Source organism: Bacillus sp. FSL K6-0923 (assembly GCF_038630825.1).
In the GTDB taxonomy this organism is placed as follows: domain Bacteria; phylum Bacillota; class Bacilli; order Bacillales; family Bacillaceae; genus Bacillus; species Bacillus pumilus.
The window spans coordinates 2776433-2795032 of sequence record NZ_CP152044.1 but is presented as its reverse complement, the minus strand read 5'-3'; the positions used below and the strand labels follow the sequence as shown (position 1 = coordinate 2795032).

The window sequence follows — 18600 nt, the reverse complement described above, 5'->3', positions numbered from 1 at the left end:
ATATGCCAAGAGAACTAAAAAACGCTAAAATTACGCATGTTTCCTACGTGGACAAAGCAGCGAACAAGAAGAAATTCTTTTTGATGAAAGCAAAGAAAAAGCGGCCTGACTTTCAAAAGGAGGTCAGTGTCCTGACAAAGGCAGAAGATGCTCATCGCCTCGTGTACGGTGTCGTGTATGAGCCGAATACGCCTGATGCACATCAAGACTTTATGACAGCCAAGGAAATTGAAAGAGCAGCACACGGCTTTATGAAGGATGCACGTTATATTGACAAGCAGCATGATTTTCAGGATGGTGTTGGCGAAGTGGTTGAATCATATATTGCTCCGGCTGATGTTGAAGTGGGCGGGGAGCTGATTCGCAAAGGATCTTGGGTGCTTGTGACAAAGGCTTCCCAAGAGATTTGGGATCAAATTCAAAAAGGCCACATTACAGGCTATTCCATGGCTGGAACGGCGGACATCGTCGCCATAGAAGAACAAGATCAGCTTCTATCTCAAGACACAAATGAGAGAGGGCTTTTTTCTTTGTTGAAAAATTTCTTTTTAAAAGAGGAAGGTGCAAACATGTCACAACCATTTTGGAACGTTTTAGACCATCTGCTGGAAACCTTACAGTCAGGTGATGGTGATGAGGCGGATGTAAGAGCGGCCTTAGAACAGCTCATTCCAATCGTGCAGGACATCCTGAAGACAGAGGATGTACTTCAAACGATTGGTGAAAGGCCAGAAGACGTACAAAAAGAAGAGGCCGCTTTGACGACGGATCAAGTGCGAGAGCTTGAAAAAGCAAAAAAGGCCATTGAAAACGTCTTACAGCAGGCTGACCAACAGGAAACAGAACAAACAGGGGAAGAACCTGTCCAAAAAGTGCTCGAACAAGTCGTTGCACCGATTCGTCATCAGCTCTCTTCCTTAGAGAAATCAGCCAGCAGAGAAAAAGCAGCGATGCAGGAAGTGCTTGAGCAGCAGCTTTTGCCTATTTCAGAGCGGATTCACATGCTCGAAAAGGCAAGGGGCATATCAAAACAAACAATCCACGATACACAAAACAACACGACAAAACCCATATGGGATGGCTTACTATAAGCCGAAATAAGGAGGAAACAGTGTGAGAAATCAAGAGTTGATTCGCAAGGCTGAAATGACACTTGCCAGCTTAAAAACCGGCGGTCTCATGAACGCAACCCAATCCAACACATTCATTAGAATGATGCAAAACACACCAACCGTTTTAAATGATGCACGCATCATTCCGATGGAAAGTGATTCACAAAAAATCGAAAAAATCGGTTTTGGCCAGCGTATTTTGCGTCCAGCAGAAGAAGGCCAAGCGCTTGATGCGAAAGACCGTGTTGTCCCAGCGACAAGCACTGTCCAGCTCAATGCAAAAGAGGTCATTGCAGAAATTCATATGACCTACGACAGCATTGAAAACAATATTGAAAAAGACGGAATTCAGCAGACAATTATGCAAATGCTGGCTGAACGAGCGGCAGTTGATATTGAAGAGCTCATCGTCAATGGGGATACGACTTCAACAGACCCGTTTTTAGCCCAAATGGATGGTGTGAGAAAACAAGCAGTATCTCATATTGTGGATGCAAATGGAGCGGAAATTAGCCGCCAAATGTTGAAACAAGCCTATAAGGCGATGCCGTCAAAATATTTACGTGTACCTCAGGATTTCCGTTTCTACACATCCCCAAGTTTAGAGGTGGAGTGGAAGGATCAAGTAGCAAACCGTCAGACAGCTCTCGGAGATGCGGTGATTCAAGGCGGACTTTCTTCTGCATTCGGTGTGCCGGTCAAAGGCCTTGCCAATATGCAGCCATATGACGAAGCGGGAACAGACGTGTCAGATATTTTGCTGACGCACCCTAAAAATATTATCGTAGGTTTTTCTCGTCATATTCGAATTGAAGTAGAAAAAGATATTCGCAGCCGGAAATTTATTATTGTTCTGACAGCGAAGCTAGACAGCAAATTTGAGGAAGAGGATGCTGTAGCAAAAGTAATGAAAGTGAAAGAGTAGGTGACGGCAGGCCATGATTATTTCTCCTGAAGAACTGCAAGCCTATTCTGTATTTGAGCGTGTGAAAAATCGATCTGTAGAAAGACTGACAGCAGATATTATCGAAGCAGAAGCTGCGGTATTTCAGATCGTAGGTCATGATTTCTCAAGCGGAAAATATCAGCCCCTCCCTGAAAAAGCAAGAATCGCTTTATTAAAAATGGCCCAATATTTTGCCATGCTGAATGATGATGAATCTATGATGAAAGGCTTTACGTCAGAGAAAATGGGTGATTATTCATATGCGAAGGCAGCTGATCAAGTGACAGGCAAACCTTACGTATATGCCCTGCTTGTCGATTACATTGAACCATCATTAACTCGCGGCAGTACCAAATTAAAGGTGAGATCATTATGAGTTATCAATCTCTCTTAACAGACCGCTGTGATCTTTTTCACCTTGAACATCAGGAGGCTTCCCGAGGAAAATTCGGGATTCCAGCTGATGACTTACAAATGACTCTTTCCTATCCTGATGCGCCTAGCCTGACAGATCTGGCTTGTTACGTCATAGAAAAGAATCAGTCACTTGTGCAAGAAGAGCCGAATACAGTGATTTATCAGTCCTATCTTGTCCATTTTCCTTTAGCGAGTGATATTCGCCTGCATGACAAAATGGTGTGGAACGGCGTCTCACTTAAATTGCAGCAGCCCAAAATAGTGAAAAATCATCACATTGAAGTGATGGCAGTCAGGAAGGAAAATCTATGAAAATTGATGGACTTGACCGTCTGCTTTCACAGCTGGAAACAGCGTGTGCCGGCGGCTTAAAGGCAGAATATCAAGCTTGGCTAGAGGACATGGGCATAGAGCTTTTGGACATCATTCAGGATGAGCTAATCAAGGAGAATGCTGTCGATACAGGCCGGCTTCTAAGCTCCTTTACGCAAGGAGACAAGGAGAATCACTTTCTCATGTCAAAAGGTGGTCTCACGCTGGAAGTGGGAACCCAGCTTGAGTATGCCTCCTATGTCAATGATGGACATGCTACTTCTTCAAGTGGAGAGCGAAGATGGGTGCCTGGCAGGTGGGCTGGCAGCCGTTTTGAATATGATCCGAATGCAAAGACAGGAATGATGCTTGCTTCTCAATGGATAGATGGAAATGGCTACTGGGATCATGCTGTCATGCTCTATGAGCAAATGTTTGAGCAGTCGCTGGATCGAAAGCTTCAAAGCTGGTTCGATCGACATTTTGGGAGGTGATGAAATGAATCAAGAAGTCGGGGCAATCATGCATTATATTTACACACACTTTCCTGTAACAATGTATGATCGACTTTTGCCAGAGCATTTTCAAGTACCATCTGTTTATGTGCCGCCCGTAACAGTGATCAGCGGTCCAGATACGGTATCTACGTTTATGAAATCTTATTCGCTGCAAGTGAAAGTGTTTCATATAAATTCAGAAAAAGCGCATGACGCGGCAGAAATCATTGTTGATGCATTGCTTGCTGATCGTCAAATGATTCAGATGATGAGTGAAGATGGAGAGGTGCTTGATGATTATGTCCGCATAAAAAGAGTGGAAACCAGAATGTTAGATCAAGGCGTAGCAGCGATTGTCCTGACGTGGGATAGCAGTTATTGGTACAACCGAGACAAACAACCGAGCCTTGAAGACATCAATTTTTCAGATGGGGTGATCAAACGTGAGCAAGACTAAAAAAGCAGCGCCTGCCCAAACAGCTGGCGAAGAAAAAGAATTTGGCTTTTCATTTGAAGCCTTAAAGGAGCACAGTAAGGATCTTTTTGGGGTTAAACCAGAAATCCTTGAAGGTGCTCTTTTTTATATCAAACATCAACCAATTACAAAAACAGAAGCGAAAAAGCACATTGATGCTTTTTTGTCCAAGGAGGTTTAAAGGATGAACGGAGGCACATTTACACCAGGTACAGAGAAAAAGCGTCCTGGCATTTACTTTAATTTTAAAACAACAGCAGAGCAGCGAATTACTTTAGGTGATCGAGGTACGGTGGCACTTCCTCTTGTGATGAGCTGGGGAGAACCAAAAAACTTTATTTCCGTTTCCAATATGGAAGACTTAAATAAAAAGGTTGGACTCAATATTGATGACAAGTCGCTTCTCCTTTTCCGTGAAGCAAAGAAAAAAGCGCAAACAGTCTTGCTTTACCGTCTAAACGAAGGGGAGCCAGCCAAAGCTGAAATCTCAGAAAGCTTTGTGGCCACAGCCAATTATGGCGGTCTAAAGGGAAATGAGATCACCATCCAAGTGGCAGAAAATGTACTCGACAGCACAAAACGTGACGTCATTACTTATCTTGGCACAGATATTGTGGATAAGCAGATTGTGACGGATGTCAAAGATCTTGTGAAAAACAAATATGTTCAATTTTCTGGTGAAGGTGAAGCAGTTATCACAGCTGGTGTGGCACTAAGCGGCGGAAAAAACGGTGTGGCAAGTGTTGCAGATTATACAGCTTTCCTAGAAGCAGCAGAAACAGAATACTTTGATGTCATTGCGCTCCCAGTCGATAATAGTGAGCAATTAAAAGCAACCTTCGCTTCATTTATCGAGCGTCTACGTGATAAGCAAGGACGTAAGGTGCAAGGCGTTGTGGCGAACTATGCAGCTGACCAAGAAGGCATTATCAATGTGACAAGTGGTGTTGTGCTGGAAGATGGAACAGAACTAACACCTGCTCAAACAACAGCTTGGGTTGCAGGAGCAAGTGCAGGTGCAAACTTCAATCAGTCACTCACCTTTGTTGAATACGAAGGAGCAGTAGATACATTAGAACGCCTTGATAATGATCAAGTAGAATACCGATTATCCCAAGGGGAGTTCCTCTTCACCTTTGATGCGAGAGACCGCACGGTGAGTGTTGAAAAAGATATTAACTCTTTAACAAGCTTCACAGCTGAAAAGAATCAGCAAATGGCGAAAAATAAAATCATTCGTGTGCTTGATGCCATCAACAATGATTTAACGTTTGAATTAAAAAATCTGATTAAATTACGCAAAGCCAATGGCAATGACATTCCAGCATCTGATGATGGAGTACAGCTTGTGAAAACACTGATTACACAGTATCTCACACAGCTTCAAGATGGCAGCGGCATTACAGGCTTTAACTCAGAAACAGATATTGTCATCGGTCTCAATGAAGATCGTGATGGTTTTATCATCGATCTAGCTGTTCAACCAGTAGATGCAGCAGAAAAATTCTATTTCAATGTGGAGGTGAAGTAAGATGGCTTTTAAAGCGCAAAATACAATTTCAGGTAAAGAGGGTCGTCTTTTCTTAGAAGGTGAGGAGCTTGCCTTTATCAAAACGTTTGAAGCAAACGTGGAGAAAAACAAATCAGAAGTCAACGTGATGGGCCGCCGAATGACTGGTCATAAAACAACAGGAGCAAATGGAACAGGAACGGCCACATTCTATAAAGTTACATCTCGTTTCGTTCAATTAATGCTCAACTATGTGAGAAAAGGGGAAGATCCTTATTTCACTCTTCAAGCGGTGATTGACGATAAATCATCAGGCCGAGGTACTGAGCGTGTAACATTATTTGATGTCAACTTCGATTCAGCTAAAATTGCTGGACTGGATGTCGATTCAGAAGCACTTGAAGAAGAAGTGCCGTTTACGTTCGAGGACTTTGATCTTCCTGAAAAGCTGAAGAATTCCTTTTAATGAACAAAAGGCAGACAAGTGACGAAAATATATGTTGTTTTTATTTTATTCAACGATATGGTATAATTTTTCATAGTTACAGGGTAGCTACAAAAGAGTTACTGTGTAACCCCAAAAAGTTTCTTAGAAATATGTTTACATGCAAAGTACTTTGCATAAAATAAAAAGAAGCCAGGATGCGTCAACATCCCGGCAATGTACAATTTGGCCCTCAAGGGGCTGGCTAATCGAATAGGATACTTTAGGATAGACTTCCCTTTTACCTACCAAAGCTCAAGGGGGAGTCTATTTTTTGTCTATATACGTCAACAGGGTTATGATAAATGACCCGAAAGCAAGCATTAACATTAGTGCTTGAAATGTTGACATGAGCATCACCCCCTTCCTATCGGGGGATGAGCCAGACACCCTTGAGCTAGCCGTTCAATTGTACAATTTAAATTATACATGAAAAGATTGGAAAGCACATTCAAAAATGGATGTGCTTTTTTGCATTAAAAAAACATAACAAAGGGAGTTTTTAAACATGAGCGAAAAACAAACATTTGATCTTTCATTTTTTATGCCAGGACAAACAGTAGAAGCGGAAGAGGTCAAAGTGCCAATCTCTAAGCGTTTTGTTGATATAAAAGGGAATGTCATTCCTTTTGTCTTTAAAGCCATTACAACTGAACGCATTGATGAACTGGAAAAAGAAAACACGACCTTCAAAAATGTCAAAGGAAGAGGCCGTGTGAAAGACTTAGACAGCCAGCGCTTCTACGCACGTATTGCCATTGAATCGACTATTTATCCAGATTTCCGCTCGAAGGAACTAAGAGAAGCCTACAGCACACAAGATCCAGTTGAAGTCGCAAAACGTGTATTATCTGTCGGCGGTGAATACGCAAACTGGTTAAACAAGGCCATTGAAATCAACGGATTTGAAGACGAAATTGAAGATTTAGAAGAAGCAGCAAAAAACTAATAAAAGATGGGGATAAAGAAGCCGTGTTTTTATATTACGCCATGCACGAACTTCACTACTCCCCATCTGAACTCCTAGATTTATACGAATCACCAAGACCGTTCAAAGCACTCCTATTCGGACTCATCAGCTACAAGCTAGACATGCTAGAAAAAGAAGCAAAGAAAGGAGGGAAATAATTGGCGAAACTCACTGCACGATTTGAATTAGAAGACAAAGTATCGAAGAAGCTGCTGCGAATACAAAAGCGATTTCAAACATTTGAGAAGCAGCTCAAACCATTTAGAAAACCGGTGAAAATAAACCTGGATTTAGATGACAAGAAATTAAAAAACTTCAGTTTATCGCTTCGGAAAATGTCAGTGATTTCCATGAGACTGGATCAAGGAATCTTTCGTGATCTTAAAGCGTTAAACAATCAGTTAAATATGCTCCCAAATCACTTGGTCATATCCATTCAAGCGAAGGGGCTAGATGTCATGAAATCCAGTTTAAATCGTTTAAAGCAAGCGGGAACAAACCCCATTATGCTGACGTTTAAACTAAACGATCAATTGTCAGGTAAAATGTCAGAGGTAAAAAAATCTATCTATCAGCTCATGAACAGAACGTACTATATGAGATTAAACATGGTTGACCAAGCCACCGCTGCAATTCAACGAATCAAAAAGACACTCAAAAGTTTGACGATGTCTAAACACGAAATCAGAGTGTCTGTTCAAGACAATGCAAAGAGTAAGTTGAAAAAACGAGATCAAGCAGAGTCAGTTGTGAAAGAACAAAACATAAAAAAAGAACCTGAGGCTGTTAGTCCGTCAGTGAAAACGGAAGATCCTAAACAGAGCTGGATCCAGAACCTTGCCAATAAGGGATTAAGTGAAATTCAAAAATATGCAGGTGACGTTGCAGATAAAGTGAAGGAAAAATTGAGTCCTAGAAAGTTTTGGGATGAAAAGGCACTTCCTTGGGTTGAAAATAAAATAGAAGAGTACAAGCAAGATGTGATCGGAAGAATTAAAGAGAAAATTAAATTTAATCCTGAAAAAAAACTAGTTCAATTGGTGACTAATGTATTAGATCGGTTCTTAGGTGCAAGTGATCAATCAAGTGAAAGTACCACTCAGGCACCAACAACAGCACCAACAACAGCACCAACAACAGCACCAACAACAGCACCAACAACAGCGCCAACAACAGCGCCAACATCAACACCTTCAAATCCAGCTCCCAAAACGAAACCTCAGTCACGAGGTGGAAAAGGCTTGTTTCGCAATAGTTGTTGCCCCTGTTGTGCAAGAGGTTTAAGCAGGGGAGGATCTACGAAAACTAAAAATCGAAATGGTCGCTCACCAAGACAGACAAGAAATCCAAATGCTACATCAAGGGCCGAAATGAATAGAAGACCTCCAAGTAGATTAGGGAAGTTGAAAACTAATGCAGGTAAATTATTTGGGAAAATCCCTAATGGACTAAAGAAAGGTGCGGGTATCGCAGCTTCAGCTGGAGGACTTACGGGTTTAGTGAAAGGTAGCAAGGGGTTAAATGGATTAGGGAAAGCGATGAAAAGTATAGGGAAAGGAAGCGGCAAGTTATTAAAGAAAGTACCTATTCTAGGAAGTGCACTTAGTGCAACAAATCTAATCGGTATGAACAAAGATAATGCTGGTGAAAAGATTGGTACGACTGGAGGCGGCATCGCCGGCGGAATGGCAGGTGCTGCAGCAGGTGCAGCTATTGGAAGCGTAGTCCCGGGGATAGGTACAGCCATCGGCGGTCTAGTAGGCGGCATCGCGGGAAGTATGGGCGGAGAATCTATCGGTGAAACAATTGGAAAATGGTTTGATGGCGGCGGATTTGAAAAGATTGGCCAAAAAGCCATTGAAATCAAAAATCAAATTGTCGAAGTTTGGTCAACAGTCGCGGCTTGGTTCACAGAAAATGTATGGACGCCATTAAGCATTACGGTTGTCACAGTAGCGTCATCCATTTGGTCAAGTTTAGTCAATGCATGGACATGGATCCAAGAAACCTTCAGTGCAGTAGCGGGCTGGTTTATTGAAAATGTATGGACACCTCTTAGCGACACAGTCGTTACGGTAGCAACGACCATCTGGTCAAGCTTAGTCAATGCATGGACATGGATTCAAGAAACATTTAGTGCAGTAGCAGGCTGGTTTATCGAAAACGTTTGGACACCGCTCAGCGACACAGTCGTTACGGTAGCAACGACCATCTGGTCAAGCTTAGTCAATGCATGGACATGGATTCAAGAAACGTTCAGTGCAGTAGCGGGTTGGTTTATTGAAAACGTTTGGGCACCACTGAGCAGTACAGTTGTTACAGTCGCTACAGGGATTTGGACAGCATTATCAAATGCATGGAAAAAGATACAATTAATCTTTGGAGCTGTATCGACATGGTTTATGGAAAATGTGTGGAATCCACTTGTAGATACGGTAGGAACCATTAAAGACAGTTTCGGTAAAAAGTTTGAAGAAGCGTATAAATTGGTGACAGATATATGGGATGGATTATCCAAATGGTTTGAGGACAACATTCAAAAGCCGATTGTAAAAGTAGCTGAAGCTATTGGTGATGGGTTTTCTAAAGCATTTGGTTGGGTTAAAGATTTGTTTAATAAGGCTGGTGGTGGGGTTGATTTTGTATTGAAACATGTCTTTGGAAACCCTGACAAAAAAGCCACAGGCGGCTATATCACCCAGCCAACCCTATCATGGGTCGGTGAAGCAGGTAACGAATTTGTCATTCCAACTCAAAATAACCGAGGACGCGGGAAGATGCTGCTTGCTCAGGCTGCTTCTCATCTTGGAATGTCTGTTATGCCAAGCGGAGCAGCTGGAAATCAAGTATCAAGCTCTCCAGCTCCTACAGCAGTAGCTTCATCATCTTCTGTCGGTTCAATAGACGGATCGGTTTCGATGACTGGAAACATTCAAGCCTCCAGCATAGGCGAGCAATTTAATAAGGATTTTGAACAAGGATTAAATCAAAAAGTGATTACACTTGATCAATGGAAACAAAAGAATATTCAGCAGCCTTTTGGTCAATTGACCTCAGACTCAGGTAAGTATGGTCAGCAGACAGTTGCTGCTTTTGCGAATGGTCAGCAGGTGACACCAACAGGAACAGACAGCTTTTTGCAAAGTCGTGTAAAAGCACCATACCAACAAGTGATGACAGCATCACCAACTTGGGGTTCTGGAACGGTTAGTGGTTTTGCCACAGGCCAAAATGCCACATCAGTTGGTACTAGCCAATACGTAGATCAGCACATCAAACAACCATTTCTACAAGCAAAACAAGAATCGCCGGGCTGGGGATTAGGAATGATGGATGCCTTTAACAACGGCATGCGTTCAAAAGCTAGTGAAGTCACACAAGCTGCCAAAGAAATGGCGAAGAAAGTAGAGCAGGCGTTTAGAGAGGAATTAGACATTCATTCCCCTTCACGCGTGATGATGAGTCTTGGGAAATTCGCATCGATCGGTGTCGTCAAAGGACTCGACTCAGTGGATGTGAAAAAATTTGCTGAAAATCAGGCTGGTTCATTAATCGGCGCTTTCAGCGGTATGGGAGCTTCAGGGCTTAATATAAAACAATGGCTCATGGCGGCTATCATGGCAACTGGTACATCAATGAGCTGGCTCCCAGGTTTGATGACCATCGCACAGAATGAGTCGCGTGGAAATCCGAGAGCAATCAACTTATGGGATTCAAACGCCAAGAAGGGAACGCCTTCTAAAGGCTTAATGCAAACCATTGGACCAACGTTTAACTCCAATAAAGGCAAAGGCATGAATGACATTTGGAACCCAATTCATAATGCCGTAGCAGCCATTAACTACATTAAGGGCAGATATGGAACAGTCTTCAATACACCGGGATTACGAAGTATGAGAAGAGGCGGGCCTTATAAGGGCTACGCAAATGGCGGACTGATTACTCAGGAGCAGGTTGCTAGAGTCGGTGAAGGAAACAAACGCGAATGGATCATACCTGAAGAAAGAGGCATTCGCGGAAGGTATTTATTAGCGCAGGCAGCCAAGGCACTTGGGATGCAAGTATATGATCCAGCAAATGCATCTGCTCCTTTACCAGAATCACAGATGCAGCAAGTCACCTCAGTTCAGTCTTCTAGTCGTACTGCATCGCCAGGTAATAAACAAATCACGATTCAATTCAATGGAGACCAGCATTTCCATAATGGACAAGATCAGCAATCGCTTGTCGAAAAAATTAGACAAATGCTCGTAGATGAACTGGAAGTAGAGCTTCATACAGGAACGAAGGGGGTCGTGATTGATGGGTAAATCAGTGTATCAATTGTGGATTTCCCAAGGAAAGGACAAGTTGCGATTCCCTGTCCTTCCATCCGAACTTGAAATCACAAATAACGTACAAAATGAAACGGTAAAGGTTGCCTCTTTTGGAGAACTAACCTTTATTGATGTCCCATCGGCTAAGCAAGTATCATTCACTTCATTATTTCCTAAGAAATATTCGCCAATTGCTGAATATAAAAGCATTCCATCACCGGAGAATGCGATAGCGAAAATAGAACGAATGATGCGTTCAAAGAAGTCTGTGCGGCTGATTGTAACGGGGACAAAAATCAATATGACGTGCAGCATTGAAAGCTTCACCCATAAAGAAGGGTCATATGATATTGGCGATCGTGAATTTACGATCGAGTTAAAGGAATACAAAACCGCATCGCCTAGGAAAATCAAACGAAAGAAAAAAGCAAAACAAACGAAAAAGAAACGGCCTTCAAAAACACCACCAAAAATGTACACCGTCAAAAAAGGGGATACGCTATGGGCCATATCAGGAAGGTTTTATGGCGACAGTACAAAATGGCGGCGTATTTGGAATGCCAACAAATTAGCGATGATTAAACGGAGCAAACGCAATATTAAGCAGCCGGGGCATTGGATTTTCCCTGGACAAAGGTTAAAAATACCACAATAGGGGGGCTGGCATTGATCGAGCTTTTTGCCATCAGAAGCGGCACCATGTATGAGCTTGTCACAGAGAGTGTGACACTTCAGGGGCAAAGGTATCAAGCCCCTCGCTCTATTCAAGCAAATATTATCACTAAGCAAGGCAGTCAAACATATTACCGTGTCTCAGAAGGGGACACGGTTCTTTTTAAATGGAAAGGAAAAGAGTTGTTCAGAGGCATTGTGTTTTCTCGGACGCCTGTTGAAGGGAAACTGACCTTTACCGCATACGACATGCTTCAATATTTGGTGAAAAACCAAGATGTCTATGTTTTTTCAAAACAAAGAGCAGATCAAATCTTGAGACGGATTGGGGCTGACTTTCAAATCCCAATGACCTCTATCGCCAATACAGGTCATGTCATCAAATCACTAGTGTTTAAAAATGATACTAGCCTATATGACATGATTCTGAAAGCATTAAAAGAAACAAAGCGGCAAACGGGCAGAAACTATCAAATCTATTCTACTAAAGGAAAGATGGGGCTGAGAGCTTGGCCAGATCCAGAGGACGTATGGGTCATTGAATCAGGTGTCAATCTCATTGGCTATCAGTACAGCACCTCGATTGAAGAAACAGCCACTCGTGTCAAGCTGCGCACGTCTGCAGATGAACAGGGGAAAAATAAGAAAAAAGGCAGCAAATCAGAGATTGTAGTGGTCGAACAGGATAAAGCAGGTCAGAGTAAATACGGCATTTTACAGCATGTTGAGACGGTTACAGGGCAAATTAACCAGCCGCAGCTGCAAAAAAGAGCCAGAGTACGGCTGGCAGAGAAAAAAGGTGTGAAACAAGAGGTCAAAAGCATCCAAGCGCTAGGCATTCCTGAACTGCAAAGCGGTCTTCCAATCTATTTGAAAATCCCTGAAATCGACGTGAAAAAAACGTACTGGATCGATCAAGACAAACATGAATTTAGTGGCGTGAAACACACCATGACAATTGATGTCGTTGAGAAAAACTCCATTCCAAAGGGTGATCAAGCGTGAGGTTAAGTGAAGCGATTAAACGATTAGCAGTGAATGCTGTAGACGCTGCCTCTCCAATTGATCTGGTGGTTGGAGAAGTCACGGCAGTTTCTCCTGTAAGCATCCGGTTAAATGAAAACCATAAACTGATCATTCCGGAAGAATTACTGATTTGGCCAAAGCGCCTAAATAAGGGTGAGGAAGATGAACTGAAAAGGGGTGACAGCATTATGGTGCTGGCAATGGCAGGAGGGCAATCCTTCTACATCATCGACAAATTGTAAGGGAGGTGATGAATGTGGCACTTTCACCAGAGGAAGAAATTGAGGAAACAGAAGAAGACGAAGAAGTGGAAACCTCGACGACATATCGAATAGATGTCGAAACTGGCAGATTGACAGGTGAAACCATTTCAGGCATTGAAGCAATTCGTCAATTCGTTTATATGACACTTAGGACAGAGCGGTATGCACATCCTATCTACAGCCACGACATTGGCACTGAAATTCAGGAGCTTTTAACGGATACAGAAGCCACGGATGAATACAAAGAAATGGAGATTCCGAGGCTGCTAGAGGAAGCATTAATTGTCGACGAACGGATTGATCATATTGAAGAGATAGAGGTCACAAAGGAAAATGACTCGTTTCATGTCAAGCTAGCTATTGTCACAGATGAAGGTACATTAGAAATAGAGGAGGTGATGGAGAGCGATGTTTGAGGAACAAACGTACGAAGCATTAATGGAAAGAATGCTAGACAGACTGCCGGATGACATAGATAAAAGAGAAAACAGTGTCATTTGGAATGCCTTGGCACCTGCTGCCGCTGAATTGGCCCAGTCCTATATTTGGCTTGATCAAGTATTCGAGCTGGTCTTTGCAGATACAGCACAAGGAGAGTTTCTAGATCGGCGGGCCGCTGAAGTAGGAATTGAAAGAAAACCAGCGACTAAAGCGGTTTGGTCCGTAGCTATTCAGCCTAACGATATCAACATTCCAGCTGGATCACGTTTTTTTATTGAAGACGTCTATTTCCAATATTCGATTGATGGCACGCTAGAATGCGAGACACCTGGCAAGATCGGCAATGGTCAATTGACAGATCAGCCGCTGCTTTCACTTGATACAATCCCTGGGTTAGAATCAATTATCATGAAAGATTTGGTGATACCCGGACAAGAGGAAGAAGATGACGCTTCGTTATACGATCGTTACTTAATACGTGCTAGGCGGGAGGCTGTCAGTGCCAACAAGGCGCATTATAAAAAATGGGCTGAGGAAGTGACAGGAGTTGGCAGAGCGAAAGTATTCCCACTTTGGAATGGAGAAGGAACAGTCAAAATTGTCATCACAGACGGCAATCTAGATGTTGCATCAGATCTTCTTGTTAAAAGAGTACAGGAATACATCGACCCAGTACCAGGCGAAGGAGAAGGACAAGCGCCTATCGGTTCAAAAGCGACTGTCGAAAGTGCCAAATGGCTGGATATTGACATAGAAGTATCCGTCGAACTTCAAATGGACTGGACCCTTGAAGGAGCGCAGAAAGAAATAGAAGAAAAGGTCAAAGCGCTGTTGAAATCAATCGCATTTGAAAAAAGTACCATTCGAATGTCCGCATTAAATGACATTCTGTACCATTCAGAAAGTGTATCAGATTATGCAAACGTGTTATTGAATGGAGAGTCAAAAAACTTAGTGTTACAGGACATTGAGATACCGCGTCTGAGGCAGGTGAAGGTTATTGAGCAAACAGGATGAAATGAAAGACTACTTGCCGCCATATTTTACAGAGATTTATGAAGTCGATCACCTGCTCAAAACAGAAGCGCCAGAGTTTGAGCAATTGGATGAATCCATTTTCGATTTAACGGATCAGTTCTTCCCTTTGACAGCAACATGGGGATTGAATAGATGGGAAAGAATGCTGAAGGCGCAGCGAGAATCGGATGACTCTATTGAACTTCGCAGAGCACGCTTACTCAATATGATGTCAAACATTCCACCGATCACGTATCTTTCTTTAGAGAAATCGGTGAATCGCTTTCTCAAAAATCCAAGTGCCATCATCCGTCTGACCACCAATCGCTATCATTTCGCCTTACGTGTGAACCTAGATGATCTGCAAAACACTAGATATATTGTAGAAATACTTGAAACGTTAAAGCCAGCTCATTTGGCTTATACATTCACTGCATTTCATCATACTGATGTACATGAAAAAAATGATCATCACGGGAGGTTCACACTGCGAAGCAGAGTGGGTTTTTTCGATCATATCCCGATTTTACTCAATGGTGAATTTGTATTAAATGGTACGTTTTATCTGAGCGGAACACGAGGGACAACAGAGGTTCCGGCTCGTTTCCGGCATTCGTTGAAGTTGAGAATGCCCCTTCAGCATAAGTCAGAGAACACATACCGAATGAATTATGTCATGACTGGAGCGGTACATGAAACAAGGCAAAAAGCGGCACTGACATTACGCACAAAAAGCCAGCTGTCACATCAAACCAAAAAGAAAATGACGTTCCGATTGCCAGTACATGTTCAAACTGAACAGGGCGGCAGCTTACTGATTAAGGATCATTACTGGATTCTCGATGGATCTGTTCCGCTGGACGGATCAAAAATGCTAGCAGCTACTTCTCAAAAAATAGAGCTATAAGGAGGATCACAATGGCTGATCAATTAACCGTAACAACATTATATGCACGTCAACAAATGGCAAAGTCAAGAGCAGAAGGAACAAAACTCACAAAAGTCGTTAAAATGGCATTTGGAAATGGCGGAACGAAGGATGGCAAACCGATTTCACTAGACGGCACTGAACAAAAACTCAAAAAAGAACTCGTCCAAAAAGAGATTGATTCGTTTACCTTCATGGAACCAGCAAAAATCCGCTACACCTGCACGATCGCCGAAGGAGAACTTGCAGGTGAAGTCATCAACGAACTAGCACTTGTCGACGAAGCCGGCAAATTCACCGCCATCCGCACCATGACAGACAAACAAAAAGACGGCGACATCGAATTTGTTTTTGAGATTGATGATATTTATTAAAGATGGGATATCTGGAAATAATCCCAATGTTTTCGGTCAAAGCAAGCGATGATAGATTTGAAAGGAGAATGATCATGGAGATTAAAGCACCTCGAACTTTTAAACCAACTGATAAAGCTCATGCTGACCTATTTAATGATATGGTTGAAGACTTTCTCTACAATGATGTGGGTCTATTAGAGGTAATCAATCAACATATGAAAGATACAAATCCACATGCATCTGAAGTAGAGAAGAAAAAATGGAACGATTCTCAGTGCTATAAGATTACGGCAGATAATGGAAGTCAGTTAATTAATATACCATCTGATGCCAGGATTTTTGATGCAATAAAAGGGAAAGGAACGTGTACTTTTTATGCAGCTTCTGGAGTAGAAGATTCCCCGGCAAATATTTCATTGAGAGGATTACAGACAGTAGGGCAAGATAACATTGGTACTGGTTTTGCTGTAGATATTGCTGGTAATGCTTATAGTTTTTACTATAATGCTGCAGATACCGCTATTAACTGGACAAAGCTCCCTTCAAATTCTGAAAGAAACAAATGGAATGAAGGACAATTATCTAAGATTACCTCAGATAATGGGGGGGTGATTCTATCTGTTTCCGATGGTGAAGATCTACTTGAAAAGATTGTTTCTTTAGGTCCAAGGCATGGTACATTTTATGTCGCAGGTAAAGCACTAAACACCCCAACAACAAGATCGTGTCGAGGTATGTATCATTTTACTTCTCAAGATAGCAATGGAAAAGGGACATTTGGATGGGTTATGGCAATAGATTATAACAATTACATGTATACAAACTATCTTGATTTAAATTTGGGGTGGCAAGGCTGGAAACGAGTGTTAACAAAGGAGGATATGGATAATACTTCTTTTATTGATACGTATGATCTTGATAATTCTTCTGTATCAGCTGTTGAGAACGTTCCAACTAAATTAAATTTTGGTGAAACAAGGTCAGATGATTTAGGTGAATATAATCGTTCACGATCTGAAATTACTTTGAAAAACAGTGGTCTGTATTTAATTAGACTTTACCTAAATAGCAATAACATTACTGTTGGCTCAGATAGTATTTTGTCATGCTATGTGAATGGAACAGAATTTCAACGATTTGGAAATTGGAATCCTGTCATCTCATCAAGTATATGTGTATTATACCTTCAACAAAAGTTTAAAGCGGGAGATAAGTTAACATTTTATATTACACCCAAAAACACTGGTAGAACGATTACGGTAAATAGAGCGTATGTTACCTTGTCACAGCTAAGATAGAATTATTTGAAAAAGAAAGTGTGTGAGCAAATTTGTCGTTCAAAACTTAAAGACACAAGGCCCACTGGATTCTGTTTTATGTGCATAATACAACAAAGGAACGAGAACTTAAGTTCAATGCATAACATCGGCTATATAATAATGGTTTTTGAAAGGAGAAAAAGATCATAAAAACACCTCAACCTTTTAGGACGAGCGATAAGGTTCATGCAGATCTCTTTAACAATGTAGTGAAGATTTTGATCGAAAATGACCCGGAACTACTAGAACAATTCAATCTTCATACGGAAGATACAAATCCTCACGTTTCTGGTTCAGAAAAGAAGAAATGGAATGAATCCCAGCTATATAAACTGACAAATGATAACGGATCTCAATTGATCAATATCCCTGCTAGTGGCAGTATCTATGAGGAAATTAAAGCACTAGGTACCTGCTCATTCTATGCCCCAGGTGCTTCTGGAGTAGTCGATTCTCCTGCTATAGGAAATGCTGCCTTAAGAGGTTTTCAGCTTGTTGGTCAAAATAATATTGGCGTAGGAATCGCAATTGACACATCAGGCAATGCATTTTGTTTTTCCTATCATGTGAATGATATTGGAATCAACTGGGTGCAAATGCCGACTCAAAATGAAAAAAACAAATGGGATGCAGGACAATTGTCTAAAATCACTGCTGACGATGGAAAAGCTTTCGAAAGAATTAATGCAGATGATCCTAGTATTTTAGATAAGCTGATAAAATTGCCGGGAGTTCACTCATGGTACATCCATGAAGCACAATCCAGATCTTCCGACAAGAAGTTCCATGAGGGCTTTGTCTGTCTTTAGTGAAAATACCTACGGCTGGGTCATCGGTGCAAACAATACAGGAGATGTCTATATTAACCGTTCAACAACTGATGTAACAGGTACACAACAAGAGTGGAGCGGTTGGAAACGTCTCAATGACCATAATCTATTAAACTCAAAAGGATTAAGACTTTCAATGCCAATAGGTACTGATATTTTAACGCTGCCATCCGGATTTTACTTTGCTGTAGGGTCTAATGTTTTAAATATGCCTGTCGATAATGATTCTTCTTGGTTTAATATCGATATCTTAGAAACTGTAAATGGTAGAAAGAGCATTCATGTCATTAGAAGTTATGACAACACTCATTGGTTTGGTACTGTTCATACTGATGGTGTCTTTAAAGGGTGGAAAAGAATAGTCACTGATGCTGATTTTGAAAATGTTCAGTGGCTAAATGTTACATTAGACAATGGTTCCTCTATTGGAGACAGACCAGTTCAATATGCTAAATGGGGAAATTTATTATTGTTGAGAGGTCACCTAATAGCAAATAGAGAAGTGATCTGTGGAAAGATTCCCATCACGGGTTTACCGAATTTACCAGATAAAGGAATGGTTGTATCAGTTCCAGTATCAGGTACAACGGGTCATAGTAAATTATATATATATAAGACAGGAGAGTTAAAACTAACCGGTTTACATGCAGTGAATAACAGTGCAGTAACAGGCTACTATTTAGACACGGTCATCCCATTAAATTAAGGA

The 18600-nt window shown here is 41.7% G+C and carries 23 protein-coding genes; 22 read left to right on the top strand and 1 reads right to left on the bottom strand.

Annotated features, from left to right (window positions below; genetic code table 11):
* Positions 1 to 2: 2 nt before the first annotated feature.
* Genes MHI16_RS14410 through MHI16_RS14370 form a run of 9 tightly spaced genes read left to right on the top strand, consistent with a single transcriptional unit; the run spans position 3 to position 5735 of the window.
* Positions 3 to 1091 carry an XkdF-like putative serine protease domain-containing protein gene (locus MHI16_RS14410; RefSeq protein WP_144461886.1) on the top strand — a complete coding sequence of 363 codons (1089 nt, stop codon included), beginning with the start codon at positions 3 to 5 and terminating at the stop codon, positions 1089 to 1091.
* Positions 1092 to 1113: 22 nt separating this feature from the next.
* Positions 1114 to 2037 (top strand): phage major capsid protein, encoded by a 924-nt coding sequence (locus tag MHI16_RS14405; RefSeq protein ID WP_144461890.1) that lies wholly within the window; start codon positions 1114 to 1116, stop codon positions 2035 to 2037.
* Positions 2038 to 2050: 13 nt separating this feature from the next.
* Positions 2051 to 2434: a DUF3199 family protein gene (locus MHI16_RS14400; protein ID WP_268466551.1), complete on the top strand. Its 384-nt coding sequence runs from the start codon at positions 2051 to 2053 to the stop codon at positions 2432 to 2434.
* The gene (locus tag MHI16_RS14395; RefSeq protein ID WP_058013843.1) at positions 2431 to 2787 is read left to right on the top strand and encodes a YqbH/XkdH family protein; all 357 of its coding nucleotides are present in this window, start codon (positions 2431 to 2433) and stop codon (positions 2785 to 2787) included. The genes MHI16_RS14400 and MHI16_RS14395 overlap by 4 nt, the downstream gene beginning before the upstream one ends.
* Entirely contained in the window at positions 2784 to 3281 is a 498-nt protein-coding gene (locus MHI16_RS14390) for an HK97 gp10 family phage protein (RefSeq protein ID WP_061409434.1), read from the top strand. The genes MHI16_RS14395 and MHI16_RS14390 overlap by 4 nt, the downstream gene beginning before the upstream one ends.
* Before the next feature lie 4 nt (positions 3282 to 3285).
* On the top strand, positions 3286 to 3741 hold the full coding sequence (locus tag MHI16_RS14385; protein WP_058013845.1) for a hypothetical protein: 456 nt from the start codon (positions 3286 to 3288) through the stop codon (positions 3739 to 3741).
* Positions 3728 to 3940, top strand: a complete 213-nt coding sequence (locus tag MHI16_RS14380; RefSeq protein ID WP_058013846.1) for a hypothetical protein — start codon at positions 3728 to 3730, stop codon at positions 3938 to 3940. The genes MHI16_RS14385 and MHI16_RS14380 overlap by 14 nt, the downstream gene beginning before the upstream one ends.
* 3 nt (positions 3941 to 3943) lie before the next feature.
* The gene (locus MHI16_RS14375; RefSeq protein ID WP_268466543.1) at positions 3944 to 5290 is read left to right on the top strand and encodes a phage tail sheath family protein; all 1347 of its coding nucleotides are present in this window, start codon (positions 3944 to 3946) and stop codon (positions 5288 to 5290) included.
* A gap of 1 nt (position 5291) precedes the next feature.
* The gene (locus MHI16_RS14370; protein ID WP_058013848.1) at positions 5292 to 5735 is read left to right on the top strand and encodes a phage tail tube protein; all 444 of its coding nucleotides are present in this window, start codon (positions 5292 to 5294) and stop codon (positions 5733 to 5735) included.
* A 285-nt stretch (positions 5736 to 6020) separates the two neighbouring features.
* On the opposite strand, the gene MHI16_RS14365 is transcribed toward MHI16_RS14370, so the two are convergent.
* The gene (locus MHI16_RS14365; protein ID WP_080772987.1) at positions 6021 to 6110 is read right to left on the bottom strand and encodes a putative holin-like toxin; all 90 of its coding nucleotides are present in this window, start codon (positions 6108 to 6110) and stop codon (positions 6021 to 6023) included.
* Positions 6111 to 6261: 151 nt separating this feature from the next.
* Between MHI16_RS14365 and MHI16_RS14360 the strand changes: the two genes are divergently transcribed.
* The 13 genes from MHI16_RS14360 to MHI16_RS14300 all read left to right on the top strand — a co-directional run bounded on the left by MHI16_RS14360 (position 6262) and on the right by MHI16_RS14300 (position 18597).
* Positions 6262 to 6702: a phage portal protein gene (locus MHI16_RS14360; protein WP_268466538.1), complete on the top strand. Its 441-nt coding sequence runs from the start codon at positions 6262 to 6264 to the stop codon at positions 6700 to 6702.
* 41 nt (positions 6703 to 6743) lie between these two features.
* On the top strand, positions 6744 to 6881 hold the full coding sequence (locus tag MHI16_RS14355) for a hypothetical protein (RefSeq protein WP_088002055.1): 138 nt from the start codon (positions 6744 to 6746) through the stop codon (positions 6879 to 6881).
* Positions 6882 to 11033, top strand: a complete 4152-nt coding sequence (locus MHI16_RS14350; RefSeq protein ID WP_342497996.1) for a transglycosylase SLT domain-containing protein — start codon at positions 6882 to 6884, stop codon at positions 11031 to 11033.
* A complete protein-coding gene (locus MHI16_RS14345) occupies positions 11026 to 11694 on the top strand; it encodes a LysM peptidoglycan-binding domain-containing protein (RefSeq protein WP_003213616.1) in 669 nt (222 codons plus the stop codon). The genes MHI16_RS14350 and MHI16_RS14345 overlap by 8 nt, the downstream gene beginning before the upstream one ends.
* Positions 11695 to 11705: 11 nt before the next feature.
* Positions 11706 to 12716: a phage portal protein gene (locus MHI16_RS14340; RefSeq protein ID WP_268466532.1), complete on the top strand. Its 1011-nt coding sequence runs from the start codon at positions 11706 to 11708 to the stop codon at positions 12714 to 12716.
* Positions 12713 to 12979, top strand: coding sequence for a DUF2577 family protein (locus MHI16_RS14335; RefSeq protein WP_061409428.1), 267 nt, complete (start codon positions 12713 to 12715; stop codon positions 12977 to 12979). Before MHI16_RS14340 ends, MHI16_RS14335 begins: the two co-directional genes overlap by 4 nt.
* 14 nt (positions 12980 to 12993) lie before the next feature.
* A complete protein-coding gene (locus MHI16_RS14330; protein ID WP_012011034.1) occupies positions 12994 to 13416 on the top strand; it encodes a DUF2634 domain-containing protein in 423 nt (140 codons plus the stop codon).
* The gene (locus MHI16_RS14325; protein WP_058013851.1) at positions 13409 to 14458 is read left to right on the top strand and encodes a baseplate J/gp47 family protein; all 1050 of its coding nucleotides are present in this window, start codon (positions 13409 to 13411) and stop codon (positions 14456 to 14458) included. The genes MHI16_RS14330 and MHI16_RS14325 overlap by 8 nt, the downstream gene beginning before the upstream one ends.
* Positions 14442 to 15365 (top strand): YmfQ family protein, encoded by a 924-nt coding sequence (locus MHI16_RS14320; protein WP_058013852.1) that lies wholly within the window; start codon positions 14442 to 14444, stop codon positions 15363 to 15365. The genes MHI16_RS14325 and MHI16_RS14320 overlap by 17 nt, the downstream gene beginning before the upstream one ends.
* Positions 15366 to 15376: 11 nt before the next feature.
* Complete coding sequence (locus MHI16_RS14315; RefSeq protein ID WP_058013853.1) at positions 15377 to 15760, top strand: phage tail protein; 384 nt, start codon at positions 15377 to 15379, stop codon at positions 15758 to 15760.
* Positions 15761 to 15834: 74 nt separating this feature from the next.
* Complete coding sequence (locus MHI16_RS14310; protein WP_058013854.1) at positions 15835 to 17040, top strand: hypothetical protein; 1206 nt, start codon at positions 15835 to 15837, stop codon at positions 17038 to 17040.
* A 239-nt stretch (positions 17041 to 17279) separates the two neighbouring features.
* The gene (locus tag MHI16_RS14305; protein WP_342497995.1) at positions 17280 to 17870 is read left to right on the top strand and encodes a hypothetical protein; all 591 of its coding nucleotides are present in this window, start codon (positions 17280 to 17282) and stop codon (positions 17868 to 17870) included.
* The gene (locus MHI16_RS14300) at positions 17857 to 18597 is read left to right on the top strand and encodes a hypothetical protein (RefSeq protein ID WP_342497994.1); all 741 of its coding nucleotides are present in this window, start codon (positions 17857 to 17859) and stop codon (positions 18595 to 18597) included. The genes MHI16_RS14305 and MHI16_RS14300 overlap by 14 nt, the downstream gene beginning before the upstream one ends.
* Positions 18598 to 18600 lie beyond the last annotated feature (3 nt).

Coding starts and splice junctions, on each gene's coding strand:
- MHI16_RS14410 (WP_144461886.1), top strand. CDS start 3: ATGCCAAGAGAACTAAAAAACGCTAAAATTACGCATGTTTCCTACGTG.
- MHI16_RS14310 (WP_058013854.1), top strand. CDS start 15,835: ATGGAGATTAAAGCACCTCGAACTTTTAAACCAACTGATAAAGCTCAT.
- MHI16_RS14345 (WP_003213616.1), top strand. CDS start 11,026: ATGGGTAAATCAGTGTATCAATTGTGGATTTCCCAAGGAAAGGACAAG.
- MHI16_RS14385 (WP_058013845.1), top strand. CDS start 3,286: ATGAATCAAGAAGTCGGGGCAATCATGCATTATATTTACACACACTTT.
- MHI16_RS14325 (WP_058013851.1), top strand. CDS start 13,409: ATGTTTGAGGAACAAACGTACGAAGCATTAATGGAAAGAATGCTAGAC.
- MHI16_RS14360 (WP_268466538.1), top strand. CDS start 6,262: ATGAGCGAAAAACAAACATTTGATCTTTCATTTTTTATGCCAGGACAA.
- MHI16_RS14375 (WP_268466543.1), top strand. CDS start 3,944: ATGAACGGAGGCACATTTACACCAGGTACAGAGAAAAAGCGTCCTGGC.
- MHI16_RS14395 (WP_058013843.1), top strand. CDS start 2,431: ATGAGTTATCAATCTCTCTTAACAGACCGCTGTGATCTTTTTCACCTT.
- MHI16_RS14355 (WP_088002055.1), top strand. CDS start 6,744: ATGCACGAACTTCACTACTCCCCATCTGAACTCCTAGATTTATACGAA.
- MHI16_RS14365 (WP_080772987.1), bottom strand. CDS start 6,110: ATGCTCATGTCAACATTTCAAGCACTAATGTTAATGCTTGCTTTCGGG.
- MHI16_RS14390 (WP_061409434.1), top strand. CDS start 2,784: ATGAAAATTGATGGACTTGACCGTCTGCTTTCACAGCTGGAAACAGCG.
- MHI16_RS14315 (WP_058013853.1), top strand. CDS start 15,377: ATGGCTGATCAATTAACCGTAACAACATTATATGCACGTCAACAAATG.
- MHI16_RS14400 (WP_268466551.1), top strand. CDS start 2,051: ATGATTATTTCTCCTGAAGAACTGCAAGCCTATTCTGTATTTGAGCGT.
- MHI16_RS14370 (WP_058013848.1), top strand. CDS start 5,292: ATGGCTTTTAAAGCGCAAAATACAATTTCAGGTAAAGAGGGTCGTCTT.